14 protein-coding genes are annotated in these 13,610 nt (G+C 72.4%); 6 read left to right on the forward strand and 8 right to left on the reverse strand.

All coding sequences use genetic code 11. The features are described from left to right. Positions 1 to 21 precede the first annotated feature (21 nt). The 5 genes from ACIHEI_RS00775 to ACIHEI_RS00795 all read right to left on the reverse strand — a co-directional run bounded on the left by ACIHEI_RS00775 (position 22) and on the right by ACIHEI_RS00795 (position 4,427). The gene (locus tag ACIHEI_RS00775) at positions 22 to 1,554 is read right to left on the reverse strand and encodes an FG-GAP-like repeat-containing protein (RefSeq protein WP_396605153.1); all 1,533 of its coding nucleotides are present in this window, start codon (positions 1,552 to 1,554) and stop codon (positions 22 to 24) included. A gap of 107 nt (positions 1,555 to 1,661) precedes the next feature. Continuing rightward, positions 1,662 to 3,023 carry an FG-GAP-like repeat-containing protein gene (locus ACIHEI_RS00780; RefSeq protein WP_396605154.1) on the reverse strand — a complete coding sequence of 454 codons (1,362 nt, stop codon included), beginning with the start codon at positions 3,021 to 3,023 and terminating at the stop codon, positions 1,662 to 1,664. A gap of 320 nt (positions 3,024 to 3,343) precedes the next feature. After that, positions 3,344 to 3,754: a hypothetical protein gene (locus ACIHEI_RS00785; protein ID WP_396605155.1), complete on the reverse strand. Its 411-nt coding sequence runs from the start codon at positions 3,752 to 3,754 to the stop codon at positions 3,344 to 3,346. A gap of 126 nt (positions 3,755 to 3,880) precedes the next feature. After that, entirely contained in the window at positions 3,881 to 4,192 is a 312-nt protein-coding gene (locus ACIHEI_RS00790) for a hypothetical protein (RefSeq protein WP_396605156.1), read from the reverse strand. Between the two features lie 4 nt (positions 4,193 to 4,196). Then, positions 4,197 to 4,427 carry a hypothetical protein gene (locus ACIHEI_RS00795; protein WP_396605157.1) on the reverse strand — a complete coding sequence of 77 codons (231 nt, stop codon included), beginning with the start codon at positions 4,425 to 4,427 and terminating at the stop codon, positions 4,197 to 4,199. Between the two features lie 377 nt (positions 4,428 to 4,804). Between ACIHEI_RS00795 and ACIHEI_RS00800 the strand changes: the two genes are divergently transcribed. Beyond that, complete coding sequence (locus ACIHEI_RS00800; RefSeq protein ID WP_396605158.1) at positions 4,805 to 5,806, forward strand: LuxR C-terminal-related transcriptional regulator; 1,002 nt, start codon at positions 4,805 to 4,807, stop codon at positions 5,804 to 5,806. A 32-nt stretch (positions 5,807 to 5,838) separates the two neighbouring features. On the opposite strand, the gene ACIHEI_RS00805 is transcribed toward ACIHEI_RS00800, so the two are convergent. The 3 genes from ACIHEI_RS00805 to ACIHEI_RS00815 form a co-directional block, all read right to left on the reverse strand. After that, entirely contained in the window at positions 5,839 to 6,390 is a 552-nt protein-coding gene (locus ACIHEI_RS00805) for a DUF1707 domain-containing protein (RefSeq protein WP_396605159.1), read from the reverse strand. Next, positions 6,387 to 7,418, reverse strand: a complete 1,032-nt coding sequence (locus ACIHEI_RS00810; RefSeq protein ID WP_396605160.1) for a bile acid:sodium symporter family protein — start codon at positions 7,416 to 7,418, stop codon at positions 6,387 to 6,389. Before ACIHEI_RS00810 ends, ACIHEI_RS00805 begins: the two co-directional genes overlap by 4 nt. Positions 7,419 to 7,643: 225 nt before the next feature. Further along, positions 7,644 to 7,847, reverse strand: a complete 204-nt coding sequence (locus ACIHEI_RS00815; protein WP_031063656.1) for a cold-shock protein — start codon at positions 7,845 to 7,847, stop codon at positions 7,644 to 7,646. 389 nt (positions 7,848 to 8,236) lie between these two features. On the opposite strand from ACIHEI_RS00815, the gene ACIHEI_RS00820 reads away from it, so the two are divergent. The 5 genes from ACIHEI_RS00820 (at position 8,237) to ACIHEI_RS00840 (ending at position 13,594) form a co-directional block, all read left to right on the forward strand. Next, positions 8,237 to 9,136, forward strand: coding sequence for a menaquinone biosynthetic enzyme MqnA/MqnD family protein (locus tag ACIHEI_RS00820; RefSeq protein ID WP_392946783.1), 900 nt, complete (start codon positions 8,237 to 8,239; stop codon positions 9,134 to 9,136). 33 nt (positions 9,137 to 9,169) lie between these two features. After that, positions 9,170 to 10,858, forward strand: coding sequence for a serine/threonine-protein kinase (locus tag ACIHEI_RS00825; RefSeq protein ID WP_396605161.1), 1,689 nt, complete (start codon positions 9,170 to 9,172; stop codon positions 10,856 to 10,858). A 75-nt stretch (positions 10,859 to 10,933) separates the two neighbouring features. After that, positions 10,934 to 12,142, forward strand: a complete 1,209-nt coding sequence (gene mqnC / locus ACIHEI_RS00830; RefSeq protein ID WP_387638433.1) for a cyclic dehypoxanthinyl futalosine synthase — start codon at positions 10,934 to 10,936, stop codon at positions 12,140 to 12,142. 10 nt (positions 12,143 to 12,152) lie between these two features. Continuing rightward, positions 12,153 to 12,752, forward strand: a complete 600-nt coding sequence (locus ACIHEI_RS00835; protein ID WP_396605162.1) for a hypothetical protein — start codon at positions 12,153 to 12,155, stop codon at positions 12,750 to 12,752. Between the two features lie 272 nt (positions 12,753 to 13,024). Next, positions 13,025 to 13,594, forward strand: coding sequence for a hypothetical protein (locus ACIHEI_RS00840; protein WP_387638428.1), 570 nt, complete (start codon positions 13,025 to 13,027; stop codon positions 13,592 to 13,594). The last annotated feature ends 16 nt before the right edge of the window (positions 13,595 to 13,610 follow it).

A 13,610-nucleotide genomic window follows, 5' to 3' on the forward strand; every position in this document is an offset into this window, starting at 1 on the left:
GGCCGTTCTGCTGGGTGGGGGTCAGACGCCGGTGGCGATCTGGCCGAGGTCGGTCCAGCCGCCGCCGGTGTCGTCGCCGCCGTTGTTGGCGAAGGCGCGGGTGGGGCCGTTGACGATGAGGTAGTCGGCGCGGGCGTCGCCGGTGATGTCGGCGAGGTGGACGGTGTTCTGGTCGGTGGTGAGGCCGGCGGCGATCTTGGGGCGGAGGGTCCAGCCGCCGTGGGTGTCGCCGCCGTTGTTGGTGTAGCTGGTGATGGAGCCGTCCGGGTTGATGACGTTGTAGTCGGCGCGGCCGTCGCCGGTGACGTCGGCGAGGCGGACCCGGGAGCGGTCGGTGGTGACGCCGCCGGCGACCTTGCCCTGGACGTTCCAGCCGCCGTGGCCGTCGCCGCCGCGGTTGAGGAAGACGTTGACGGCGCCGTCGTCGCCGATCGTCACGTAGTCGGCGCGGCCGTCGCCGTCGAAGTCGGCGAACCGGACCTGGTCGGGGTTGCTGGTGGTGCCGCTGGCGACCTGACCGTAGTCCTGCCAGCCGCCGCGGCCGTCGCCGCCCTTGTTGAGGAAGACGTTCACCGCGCCGCCCGGCTGGATGACGAGGTAGTCGGCCTTGCCGTCGCCGTCGAAGTCGGCGAACCGGACGCGGGACTTGTCGCTGGTGAGGCCGGTGGCGACCTGGCCGAGGTCCTGCCAGCCGCCGTGGCCGTCGCCGCCCTTGTTGAGGAAGACCCGGACGGCGCCGGAGTCCTCGACCACGATGTAGTCGGCCTTGCCGTCGCCGTCGAAGTCGGCGAACCGGGCCCGGCCCGCGCCGCCCGCCTCGGTGCCGGCCCGCGGGGCGGCGGGGCGGACGGCCAGGCCGTCGGTGAACGCCTGGTCGAGGCCGGCGGTGAAGACCTGGGCCATCCGCGCGTAGCCCTTGTCGTTGGGGTGCAGACGGTCGTTCATCTCGGCGGTGGTGAGCGCGGGCGGCGTGAGGTAGCGGACCTTGCGGCCGGCGTCGGCGCGGCTCTGGAGCTGGGCCTGGACGGCGGCGTTGAAGGTCTGGGCGGCGCTCTCCAGCTGGCCGGTGGTCGGGATGAGGCCCTGGACCAGCACGGTCGCGGTGGGCCGGTCGGCGGCGATCCGGTCGACCAGGGCGGCGAGCCGGTCGGGGGCGTGGGTCCGGTCGCCGCGGTCGAGGTCGTTGATGCCGAGGTGCAGCAGGACCACGTCGGGCTGGGCGCCGGCCAGCCAGCTGTCGATGTTCTGGGTGATCTCGTCGATCAGCGCGCCGCTGTGGCCGTCGTTGTCCGGGTCGCCGACCGCGCCGCCGGACCAGGAGCCGACCAGGTCGAAGCGGTAACGGGACTGTCCGGACAGCGTGTTGTAGAGCGGCAGCCGGTAGCCGGCGCCGGAGGTGCTGCCGACGCCCGCGGTGATGGAGTCGCCGAGCGGCATGACGCGCAGCGGGGCCGGGGTGGGCGGAACGGTGGCGGCGGAGGAGGGGGCGGCGGTCGCGGAGAGGACGCCCACGGCGATTGCGGCGGCCAGGGCGAGGGAGGTGGGGCGCTTCACAGCGATGTCCTTCGGCTCGTACGGGTGCGGTCGGAGGGCGGCGCCGGCCGGCCGCTCCCCGGGCGGGGACGGCGGGCCGGCGCTGCGGCGATGCGGTGCTGCGGGGGTCAGACGCCGGCGGCGATCTGGCCGAGGTCGATCCAGCCGCCGCCGGTGTCGTCGCCGCCGTTGTAGGCGAAGGCGTTGGTCGGGCCGTTGACGACCAGGTAGTCGGCGCTCCCGTCGCCCGTGACGTCGGCGAAGTGGACGACATTCTGGTTGGTGGTCAGGCCGGATGCGATCTTGGCGCGCAGGGTCCAGCCGCCGCCGGTGTCGCCGCCGTTGTTGGTGTAGCTGGTGATCGAGCCGTCCGGGTTGATGATGTTGTAGTCGGCCCGGCCGTCGCCGTTGATGTCGGCCCAGCGGATCCGGGAGCGGTCGGAGGTGACGCCGCCCGCGACCTTGCCGAGGTCCTGCCAGCCGCCGGCGCCGTTGGTGTTGCGGAAGACGCCCACCGAGCCGTCGGCCTGGGTCATGACGTAGTCGGCCTTGCCGTCGCCGTCGAAGTCCGCGAACCGGACCTGGTCGGGGTCGGTGGTGAGGCCGGTGGCGACCTGGCCGAGGTCCTGCCAGCCGCCGCGGCCGTCGCCGCCGTTGTTCTTGAACACGCCGACGGCCCCGTTCGGCTGGATGACGATGTAGTCGGCCTTGCCGTCGCCGTCGAAGTCGGCGAACCGGACCCGGGACTTGTCGTTGGTCAGGCCGGAGGCGACCTGGCCGAGGTCCTGCCAGCCGCCGTGGCCGTCGCCGCCCTTGTTGAGGAAGACCCGGATCGCGCCGGAGTCCTCGACCAAGATGTAGTCGGCCTTGCCGTCGCCGTCGAAGTCCGCGAACCGGGCCCGGCCCGCGCCGCCCGACTCGGTGCCGGCGCTGCCGTTGATGACCTTCTTGTAGCGCAGCGCCTTGTAGTCACCGTTCGGGTGCGAGTCGAAGGTGGCGGCGTTGATCGACTGGCCGGTGACGTGCTTCACCGGGGTGGACCCGAAGGAGTAGTAGGAGAAGGTGGTGTGCGCGGCGTCGTCCCATTTCTCGAACAGCAGCACGTGGTCGTAGAAGCTGTTGAGGATGTCGCCCGGCTTGAGGTCGCTGCGCGAGATCTCGGTGGCGACGCCCGGCAGGGTCTGGGTGCTCAGGCTGGAACCCAGGTGCCAGGCCATCGAGACGTAACCCGAGCAGTCGGTGCGGTAGCTGCGGCCGGAGGAGTCGCCGTACGAGCCGCCCTGGTTGTAGGGGATCGACTTGCCCAGCCAGTACTGGGCGCGCTGGATGATCTCGCTGCGGGTGATCGGACCGTCCACCGAGGACGTGGTCGCGGCGTGCGCCGAGGTGGCGCCGAAGACGGCCGTGGCGGCGGTGGTGGCGACCGCACCGGAGAGCGAGACGGTGGCGGCCAGGGCGAGGCGGGCGAGCTTGGACGCGTTTGCGGGCATGGTGAATCTCCTTGTGGCGCGGGTTGGTTGATGGGCTGTGCCGCCGATGGGGCGGCGTGCTCGGGTGGACGGCTGTCCTGCAGGGCCAGCGGTCGGGTCTGCGCGGGTGAGCGAACGGGCTTGCCCGGCGCGGGAGTTCAAGCGCTCGGGCGGGGCGGGTTCCCGTGCCGCGCCAGGAAGCGTCGGCGTGGCGCGGGGGAGGTGCGGATGCTGCGATTGGATGCGCGAACGTCGGTGCCCGGTGTGGGAGTTCAGTGCCCGGGCGGGGCGGGCGTCGGTGCCCGGAAGTGGCGAGGTCCGGCGGCCGCGGTGTTGCCGGGTCAGACGCCGGTGGCGATCTGGCCGAGGTTGATCCAGCCGCCGGCGTCGTCGCCGCCGTTGTAGGCGAAGGCGGTGGTGGGGCCGTTGACGACGAGGTAGTCGGCGTGGCCGTCGCCGGTGACGTCGGCGAAGTGGACGGTGTTCTGGTCGGTGGTCGTACCGGTGGCGATCTTGGCGCGCGTGGCCCAGCCGCCGCGCCCGTCGCCGCCCTGGTTGTAGGGGATCGACTTGCCGTACCAGTACTGGGCGCGCTGGATGATCTCGCCGCGGGTGACCGGGCCGTCCACGGCCGAGGCGGCCCGGGCGGTGGTGGCGGTGGCGAGGGTGACGGCGGTGGCGGCGACCGAGCCCGAGACGGCGATGGCGGTGGCCAGGGCGACGCGGGCGAGCTTGGACGTGGCGGCGGGCATGACGGATCTCCTTGTGGCATCGAACGGTTGACGGGCGATGCCCCCGAGGGGCGACGTGCGCGGGCGGACGGCTGTCCTGCAGGGTCAGCGGTCGGTTGTGCGAACGGGCTTGCCTGGTACGGGAGTTCAGTGCTCGGTCGGAACGGGCTCCGGGGTCGGCGCCTGGAAGCGTCGGCGCAGCACGGGGGAGGCCTGGTGGCTGCGGACGAGCAGGCTGTGGGCGGCGGCCACGGGTGGTGGCGTGGCGGCGCCGGGCCGGGGGGTGAGCAGGTAGAGCAGCAGGTCGAGGCGGTCGCGCTCGCTGCGGGCGCTCACGTGCTCGAGGTTCTCCTCGGGGCGGGCGTGCGCCCACAGGATGCCGAGGACCTCGCCCACCTCGTTGGGCGGGACCGGGTCGGTGGTGTTTCTGCGATGCAGGCTGGCGTAGACGATTTCCATCGGGTCAGCTGCCCCAGCCGAGGCTGTCGCCCTGGGCGATGTTGCCGCCCCAGCCGAGGCTGTCGCCGCTGACGATGTTGCCGCCCCAGCCGAGGCTGCCGTCGATCGGGCCGTCGGCGACGGTGGTGCGGGTGGTCGGGGCGGAGTCGGCGGCGGCCAGGGCGGCGGGGGCGGTGATCAGGGCGCCCAGGGCGAGCGGGACCGCGGCGGCCTTGGCGAAGTGCTTGCGAAGCATCGATTTCTCCTCAACTGTCGGTTTCGGCAAAGGGGTTGGTCGTTCCCGTGGGGGCGTCCCGCGGTTGACGCGCTCTCCGGTTCGCCGCCCGGCCGGTTCTCCCTGGCGGCGATGACTACTCTCGTCGCCCGGCCGCCCGTCGAGAAGGCTTCCGGGCCGTCCCCAATCCGCCTGTCCGACTTCGGACACGGAGACATGTCCATGTCAATAGTCTCCCCGCAATGCGGCCATATCGGCTGCAACGGTGATGTGCCGCACACGCAGGATCCTTCCGGCATCCGGTGCGAGAGCCCAGCAATGCCACATATTCGATCTTGTGAGCGATTCTCTGTGCTGAGAGGATTCCGTGACGCTTCGTGTGGGGGAGCTCACGAGGCATGCACGTCCGCCACCTGGAGGGGGTACTCATGCTGGAAGCACTCGGACTGTCGGCCCGTGCCGGTCGGGTCTATCAGGCCATGCTCGACCACCCGGCCGATTCGGTGACCGACGTGGCAGTGCGCTGCGGCCTGGCACCCGGAGACGTCCACGACAGCCTGGACGAGCTCGGCGCGCTGATGCTGGTCCGCGCCTCCGCCGAGCAGCCGGGCCGGATGCGCGCGGTCGACCCGTCGATCGGCCTGGCCGACATGCTGGCCCGGCAGGAGGCCGAACTCGCCTCCCGGCAGGCCGCGCTGGCCGCCTCCCGGGCCGCCGTCACCCGCATGGTCGCCGACCGCGCCGAGCACCACGCCGCGCACGGCGAGCGGCTCACCGGCATGGACGCCATCCACCGTCGGCTGGAGCGGATGGGGCGCGCCGCCGCCGTCGAGGTGCTGAGCAGCCAGCCGGGCCAGCAGTTCGCGGAGGACCTCGACGCGTCCCGGCCCGCCGATGCGGAGGTGCTCGACCGCGGGGTGGCCGTCCGGACGCTCTATCAGGACTCCACCCGCAGCCAGCCGCACGTGTCCGGATACGCGCACTGGTTGCTCAGCCGCGGCGGCGAGGTCCGCACCGCACCCGTCATCCCGCAGCGGATCGTGCTGGTGGACCGGCGGGAGGCGCTCGTCCCGATCGACCCGGACGACAACCGCAAGGGCGCGCTGCACGTCACCGAGCCCGGCATCCTGCGCGCCCTGGCGGACCTCTGCGAGCAGGCCTGGAACACCGCCGTCCCGCTCGGCGCCGCCACCCCCGACGACCCCGCCACCGGACTCACCCCCACCGAGCGGGAGTTGCTGCGGCTGCTCGGCACCGGGCTCACCGACGACACCGCCGGGCAGCGGCTGGGCATCTCCTCGCGCACCGTCGGCCGGCACATGGCGTCGATCATGGAGCGGCTGAGCGCGGCCAGCCGGTTCGAGGCGGGCATCAAGGCGGCGCAACGCGGCTGGCTCTGAACGGCCGGCTTCGGAGCGGCCGGCCGCGCAGGTCAGCGGCCGCGGGCGTGCCGGACGCGCAGGCGGCCGAAGCCGGGGGTGCCCGTGATCCGGATGAGCGGGCCGCCCGGGACGGCGTGCCGGGGTGGCCGGTAGCGGACGTCCTTCCAGCCGCCCTGGACGCCGGACACGTCGACGGTGGCGTTGTGCGGGACGGTGATGGTGGCGCGGCCGAAGCCCAGGCCGAGCTCGATGTCGACCACCGGGTGGTCGATGATCGCGTGCGACAGGTCGAGCCGGACCTTGCCGAACGGGGAGGCGACCTTCAGGACGCGCGGCACCCGCCAGGCGCCGCGGCGGACGATCCGGCCGCCGGCGGCCGCGATGGTGGCGGTGTCGTCCTCGACCGGCCGGTCCGCGGGCAGATCGGCGGTGACCAGGTCGAGTTCGGCCCGGGTGGTGGCGGTGAGCGCCTGCTGCAGGCGCTGCTCCATCTCCTCGTGGGTGATCCGTTCTTCGGCGTACGCCTGCTGGAGGCGTTCCGTGGTGGCGTCGCGCTCGGCGGAGCCGACCCGGGTCTGCGGGGTGTCCGGCAGTGAGGTCACCCGGGCAGCGTAGTGGCTGATGCCCCGTCAGGGACATTCCTCGCCCAGCGTTGGGCGAGGACGGTGCAGACCATCAGCTGGATCTGGTGGAACAGCATCAGCGGCAGCACCGTCAGCCCGACCGCGCCCGCCGGGAACAGGATGGTGGCCAGCGGCAGGCCGTTGGCCAGGGACTTCTTGGAGCCGCAGAACTGGATGGTGATCCGGTCCGGGCGGGAGAAGCCGAGCCGCCGGGAGGCCACGTGGGTGAAGCCGAGGACGGTGGCCAGCAGCACCGAGGACAGCACCACGAGAGCCAGCAACTGCCCGACCGTGACCCGGCTCCAGATGCCCTCGCGGACGCCCTCGCCGAACGCGCTGTAGACGATCAGCAGGATCGAACCCCGGTCCACCAGCCGGGTCACCAGCCGGTGCCGGGCGATCCACGGCCCGACCCAGCGGCGCAGCAGCTGACCGGCGGCGAACGGGACCAGCAACTGCAGCACCACGTCCAGCACCTGGCCGCCGTCCACCGAGACGCCGGACGCGCCGGAGAGCAGCCAGGCGGCGAGCAGCGGGGTCAGCACGATGCCCAGCAGGCTGGAGAAGGTCGCGGCGCAGATCGCGGCGGCCACGTTGCCGCCGGCGATCGAGGTGAACGCGATCGAGGACTGCACGGTGGACGGCAGCAGGGTGAGGAACAGGACGCCGGTGAACAGCTCCGGCGGCAGCACCGCGTCGGGCAGCAGCCGGGTGGCCTTGCCGAGCAGTGGGAACAGCACGAAGGTGCAGCCGAGGATCAGCAGGTGCAGCCGCCAGTGCCGGGCACCGGCCAGCGCCTCCTGCGGGGAGAGCCGGGCGCCGTACAGGAAGAACAGCAGGCCGACGGCGAGGTGCACACCGCCGGTGACGGCACTCGCGGCGGCGCCCCGGGCGGGCAGCACGGTGGCCAGCAGGACGGTGCCGAGCAGCAGCAGGAGATAGGTGTCGATACCGATCCGGCGCAGCGTGCGGTCGAGGGTGCGGTGGGCGGATCGGAGGCGGTGCATGCCTCGATGATCCCCCCGTCGGGCCGCGGCCCGGATAGCGGGGTCGGGGCCGCTCCGGCGGTGGGGCCGGAGGTTTATCGGAAATGCGTCCGGAATGCGGACGGAATGTGTCGGGAGGGGAAATTCGGGCGGAAAAGGCAGGGGGCCCGCCGATGGGCGGGCCCCCTTGGGGACTTCAACTCATACGGACCCGAGGGGCCGTGAGCGATCAGAAGTGCAGAGATGTCAGATAGCGACGACGTTCTCGGCCTGCGGGCCCTTCGGGCCCTGGGTGACGTCGAAGCTGACCGCCTGGTTCTCCTCCAGCGAGCGGAAGCCGCTCGCGTTGATGGCGGAGTAGTGGACGAAGACGTCGGGGCCGCCGCCCTCCTGGGCGATGAAGCCGAAGCCCTTCTCGGCGTTGAACCACTTGACGGTTCCGGTCGCCATACCGTTCTCCTTGCAAGGGACGTAGTGGACACCACACCTTGTGGCGCCCGGGTCCGCTGCGCTGATCGCCCTGCCTCCGGACGAGCCCGGAGTTTTTTCGCACAGTGCTCAATCAATGCTCAATTGATGCCTGATACTGCTGAAAAATTACAAAAAGCCCGCGGTTACATGCTCCGCAGGCTCCAAGTACTGCAAGGGGAATCAAACTGCAACTGGTGTGAACGGTAGCACGCGGTGGCGGCCCCGACCAGGGGCCGACGGAGGTGTCGGAGAGCGTGTCGGAGAGCATGTCGGAGCGCCCCCGAACGGTGTGTCGGGCACCGGGTGCGAGCCCCCCGGAGCGGCAGGCATACGCTGCCCGGAGAGCACCAACGGCAAGGGAGTACACGGTGAGCAGTCGGGAAGCCGAACGGCCGGCGGCCGCGGTCAGGCCGCGGGTCGGACACATTCAGTTCCTCAACTGTCTTCCCCTCTACTGGGGGCTGGCGCGCACGGGGAACCTGCTCGACCTCGACCTCACCAAGGACACCCCGGAGAAGCTGAGCGACCGGCTGGTGGCCGGCGAACTCGACCTCGGCCCGATCACCTGCGTGGAGTACCTGCGCAACGCGGACCGGCTGGTGGTCCTCCCCGACATCGCGGTGGGCAGCGACGGCCCGGTGATGTCCTGCGTGATCGTCAGCAAGGTCCCGCTGGACCAACTGGGTGGCCGCAAGGTCGCGCTCGGCTCGACCAGCCGCACCTCCGTCCGGCTGGCCCGGCTGCTGCTGGAGGAGCGCGAAGGGGTGCGCCCCGAGTACTTCAGCTGCCCGCCCGACCTGGACGCGATGCTCGCCGAGGCCGACGCCGCCGTGCTGATCGGCGACCCCGCGCTGCGCGCCTCGCTGGAGCAGGCCCCCCGGCAGGGGCTGGCCGTGCACGACCTCGGCGCGATGTGGAAGGAGTGGACCGGCCTGCCCTTCGTGTTCGCGGTCTGGGCCGCCCGCCGCGAGTACGTCGAGCAGCACCCGGAGCTGACCGCCGCCGTGCACCGGGCGTTCCTGGAGTCCCGCGACCTCTCGCTGACCGAGGCCGCCAAGGTCGCCGAACAGGCCGCCCGCTGGGAGGAGTTCGACGCGCCGCTGCTGGAGCGGTACTTCAGCGAGGCGCTGGACTTCTCGCTGGGCGAGCGCCAGTTGGCCGGTCTGGCCGAGTTCGCCCGCCGGGTCGCGCACGACAGCGGCTTCGCGCCGGACGTGGAGATCCGGCTGCTGGAGCCGGTCGGGGCCGAAACGGCCGTTCCTGCCTGAGAATTGACGCGCCGGACCTCCGATCATTTTGGGATGATCGCACCGGTCCTGGTGGGTTTCGCCGGCGGTCGAGGGGCGGCGGCCGGCGCCGGAGGGGGAACGGTCATGGAGCTGCTGACGGCTGACGACCCGTCGACGATCGGCGACTACCGGCTGCTGCGGCGGCTCGGCGCCGGCGGCATGGGGCGGGTCTACCTGGGCCGGACGGCGGGCGGGCGGACCGTCGCCGTCAAGGCCGTCCGCCCCGAACTCGCCGACGACCCGGAGTTCCGGGCCAGGTTCCGCCAGGAGGTGTCCGCCGCCCGCAAGGTCGGCGGCCGGTGGACCGCGCCCGTCCTGGACGCCGACACCGAAGGCCCCCGCCCCTGGGTGGCCACCGGCTACATCGCCGGCCCCTCGCTCGGCGCCGCCGTGCACACTGGCGGACCGCTGCCCGCCCCCTCCGTGCACGCCCTCGGCGCCTGGCTGGCCGAGGCCCTGGACCAGGTGCACACGCTCGGCCTGGTGCACCGGGACGTCAAACCGTCCAACGTGCTGCTCACCCTGGACGGCCCCCGGCTGATCGACTTCGGGGTGGCCCGGGCGCTGGACGCCGCCGCCTCGCTCACCCACAGCGGGTACGTGGTCGGCTCGCCCGGCTTCATGTCGCCCGAGCAGGCCGCCGGTTCGCCGGTCGGACCGGCCGGCGACGTCTTCTCGCTGGGCGCCCTGCTCGCCTTCGCCGCCACCGGCACCGCCCCGTTCGGCGAGGGCGTCAGCGCCGCCGTCCTGCTCTACCGGGTGCTCCACGAGGAACCGGAACTGCGCGGCCTGGACGGTGAGCTGCGCGAGATCGTGACGGAGTGCCTGGCCAAGGACCCGGACCGCCGCCCCACCCCCGCCGAACTGCGCGCCCGGCTCGCCCCCGGCGCCGCCGCCGTCGGCCCCGAGACCTGGCTGCCCGGCCCACTGGCCGCCGCGGTCGGCCGCGCCGCCGTCGAGCTGCTCGACCTGGAGGCCGACGGCGCGCCTGGCGTCGCCGGCCCGGCGACGCCCGCCGTCGTGGACCGGGTGCCCACCGCGCTGGACGGCGGAGCGGCGCGGGTCGCCCCGGGCGCGGTGACGGAACAGCTGGAACGCGGGCGGCGGAGCCGGGTGTGGATGGCGGTGGCGGCCGGGGTGGTGCTGCTGGGCGCGCTGTACGGCGGGCTGGCCGCGACCGGGAACCTGCCCTGGCAGTCCGGGACGCCGGGCGCCACGCAGTCTCCTGCCGCGCCGGCTCCTCCGTCGGGCGCCACGCAGTCTCCTGCCGCGCCGGTTCCTCCGTCGGGCGCGGCCAGTAGCAGCCCGTTCGGCGGCAGTTCCGGTTCGGCAAGCAACGGGAAAGCGCTTCCCGGCGCGTTCCTCGGCACCTGGAAGGGCACCATCACCACCAAGGTGGTCGCGCTGCCGTCCACGTTCACGGCCACCTTCACCGCCGGGAAGGTCGGCGAGGACGTCGGACGGACCAGCAACGCCTCGGCGTTCAGCAGCACCGTCTGCCGCGGCGTGCTGACCCTGGTGTCGGCCGACGCCCGGACGATCACCCTGCGGGAACGGCTGGACGGTCCGCAGTCCGGGTGCGGCGTGGTGTCCGAGACGCAGACGTACACCGTCCTGGACAACGGTGCGGGCCTGCACGTGTCGGTCACCGGGGCGCAGCTCGGCACCGACCCGGAAGGGGACTTGCTGAAGCAGCAGTAGGGCTGAGCAGGGGCGGAAATGCCCTGGCGTAGTCTGGGCGGGACGCCCCTCCGACGATGAAAGCAGGCCCGCCAGGTGTCCGAGCAGAACCTTTCCGCCGCCCAGCTGCAGGCCGTTCTGGACCGTGCGGCCGAGGGCGGCCGGATCACCGCCGAAGAGGCGCTGGAGCTGTACCGTTCGGCCCCGCTGCACGCGCTCGGCGCGGCAGCCGACGCGGTGCGCCGGCGGCGGTACGCGGGCGTGGAGCACATCGCCACGTACATCATCGAACGGAACATCAACTACACCAACGTCTGCGTGACGGCGTGCAAGTTCTGCGCGTTCTACGTCCCGCCGAAGAGCGACAAGGGCTGGTCGCGGGACCTCGAGGAGATCCTGCGCCGCTGCGCGGAGACCGTCGAGCTCGGCGGCACCCAGATCATGTTCCAGGGCGGGCACCACCCCGACTACGGGGTCGAGTACTACGAGCGGAACTTCTCCGCGATCAAGGAGCGCTTCCCCGAGCTGGTGATCCACTCGCTGGGCGCCTCCGAGGTCGAGCACATGGCGAAGATCTCCGGCGTCTCCATCGAAGAGGCGATCACCCGAATCCACGCCGCCGGCCTGGACTCGTTCGCGGGCGCCGGCGCCGAGCTGCTGCCGGAGCGGCCGCGCAAGGCGATCGCCCCACTGAAGGAGTCCGGCGAGCGCTGGCTGGAAATCATGGAGACCGCGCACCGCCTCGGCGTCGAATCCACCTCCACCATGCTGATGGGCACCGGCGAGACCAACGCCGAGCGGATCGAGCACCTGCGGATGATCCGCGACGTGCAGGACCGCACCGGCGGCTTCCGGGCCTTCATCCCCTACACCTACCAGCCGCAGAACAACCACCTGAAGGGCTCCACCCAGGCCACGGTGTTCGAGTACCTGCGGATGATTGCCATCGCCCGCCTGTTCCTCGACAACGTCGCCCACATCCAGGGCTCCTGGCTGACCACCGGCAAGGAGGCCGGCCAGCTGTCGCTGCACTACGGCGCGGACGACCTCGGCTCGGTCATGCTCGAGGAGAACGTGGTCTCCGCGGCCGGCGCCAAGCACCGCTCCAACCTGCACGAGCTGATCCACCTGATCCGCACGGCCGGCCGCGTCCCCGCCCAGCGCTCCACCACGTACCAGCACCTGCGCGTCCTGGACGACCCCGCCAACGACCCGGTGGACCCGCGAGTCGCCTCGCACATCGCCTCCACCGCGATCGAGGGCGGCACCGCGCACCCCGAACTGACCATCCTGGCCACGAACTGACCACTGTCCCGTGCTGACGCTTCATCGCGCCCGCGAGGTCGTGGCCGACCCTGCCGCCCCGTCGATCGTGGACGGGGCGGTGCTTGTCGCTGACGCGACGGTCACTGCGATCGGGCCGTTCGCCGAGCTGGCCTCCGGGTCGGCCAGGGTGCGTGAGTGGGACGGCGTGCTGGTGCCCGGGCTGGTCAACCGGCACGGGCGGTGGCTGCTGGAGAGCGCCTACCACCCGGACCCGCGCGAGGAGTTGGGGGACCGGCCGCTGCTGCCGTCCGGCGAGTTGAGCGAGGAACGGTGGGGCGGGAGTGCCCGTCGGGGCCTCCAGCGGATGCTCGGGTTCGGCGCGACGGCCGTGACGGGCCCGTTCGACCGGGCGTCGGTGCGGACCGCGGTGGCGCGGTCCGGGCTGCGAGCGCTACCAGGGACCGGGGAAGCGGGGGAGCTCGATCCGCTGGACGGTCAGTCGCTGCGTGCTGCCGTGCATGGGCCGTTGACGGTCGGCGGGGCGGCGGACTTCGCGGTGTTCGACGCCCGGACGCTGGAGGAGCTGGAGACCGGGGCGAGCTGCTTGGCGACGGTCCTCGGCGGACGGCTGCTTTTTCGCAGAAGGTGAGGAAAGCCAGGGGCCCGGGGAACGGCGGGGCCGGGCTGCGGGGGGTCGTGGCTGCGGCGGGTCAAAGGCGGGGACCAGAAACGACGGGACCTCTTCGCACCCTGTTGATCCTCCGCGGACTCGCCCTCGCCGTTCTCCCCCAGCCCTGGGGGCTGGGAGGTGCCCCCACGAGCCCCTGGTCGTTGACCCCAAATCCTGACGCATCGTGACCTGATGGCCTACCAGCGGCTACGATCCCGATTCAGTACTTCGCCGAGTCAGGAACAGGACGCATGCGACCCGCCACCTCCGATTATTCGCGGACCAGGTCCGGCCGGGGGTGGTACGTGGGGGCGGTGCTGAGTGCCGTGGTGGCCGTCACGATGTGTCTGCTGGGGTGGCGGCAGGCGGACCAGGCGGACCGGATCAATGCGCATCCGGTGCGGGTCGAGGGCACGGTGACCCAACTGCCGGGTGGCAGCGGGACGTACAGCCAGGTGAGCTATCTCGCGGACGGGCGGAAGCTGACGGCCGCGGACCTGTGGCTGCCGGAGGGCGCGAAGGTCGGCGATCCGATCTGTCTGGAGCGAGCGGCGGACGACGCGGGTGCGGTGCGGGTGTGCGGGAAGCGGTATCCGCAGCCGGTGGGTGTCGGGTTGGCGCAGACGAGTGTGCCGGTGGCGGTGCTGCTGTGCCTGGTGTGCGTGTTGCGGATCCGGCGGCTGAGGCGGGCGTACCCGGCGGACGGGCAGGCGGGGGCGGCCGGGATCACGGTGGCGTTCGCGGCGGAGGGGATGCCCGCGCTGACGCACGGGAAGCGGTCGCGTCGGCGCCGCAAGGGGGGCCGCCGCGCGCTGCGGTGAGCCCTGGTGACGGTCG

It is taken from the genome of Kitasatospora sp. NPDC051984, assembly GCF_044593455.1.
GTDB lineage: Bacteria > Actinomycetota > Actinomycetes > Streptomycetales > Streptomycetaceae > Kitasatospora.

Excerpts from the sequence above, each read along its gene's own strand:
- ACIHEI_RS00815 (WP_031063656.1), bottom strand. The coding sequence starts at position 7,847 with ATGGCGACCGGAACCGTCAAGTGGTTCAACGCCGAGAAGGGCTTCGGC.
- ACIHEI_RS00825 (WP_396605161.1), top strand. The coding sequence starts at position 9,170 with ATGATCGCACCGGTCCTGGTGGGTTTCGCCGGCGGTCGAGGGGCGGCG.
- ACIHEI_RS00790 (WP_396605156.1), bottom strand. The coding sequence starts at position 4,192 with ATGGAAATCGTCTACGCCAGCCTGCATCGCAGAAACACCACCGACCCG.
- ACIHEI_RS00810 (WP_396605160.1), bottom strand. The coding sequence starts at position 7,418 with ATGCACCGCCTCCGATCCGCCCACCGCACCCTCGACCGCACGCTGCGC.
- ACIHEI_RS00800 (WP_396605158.1), top strand. The coding sequence starts at position 4,805 with ATGCACGTCCGCCACCTGGAGGGGGTACTCATGCTGGAAGCACTCGGA.
- ACIHEI_RS00840 (WP_387638428.1), top strand. The coding sequence starts at position 13,025 with ATGCGACCCGCCACCTCCGATTATTCGCGGACCAGGTCCGGCCGGGGG.
- ACIHEI_RS00785 (WP_396605155.1), bottom strand. The coding sequence starts at position 3,754 with ATGCCCGCCGCCACGTCCAAGCTCGCCCGCGTCGCCCTGGCCACCGCC.
- ACIHEI_RS00780 (WP_396605154.1), bottom strand. The coding sequence starts at position 3,023 with ATGCCCGCAAACGCGTCCAAGCTCGCCCGCCTCGCCCTGGCCGCCACC.
- ACIHEI_RS00795 (WP_396605157.1), bottom strand. The coding sequence starts at position 4,427 with ATGCTTCGCAAGCACTTCGCCAAGGCCGCCGCGGTCCCGCTCGCCCTG.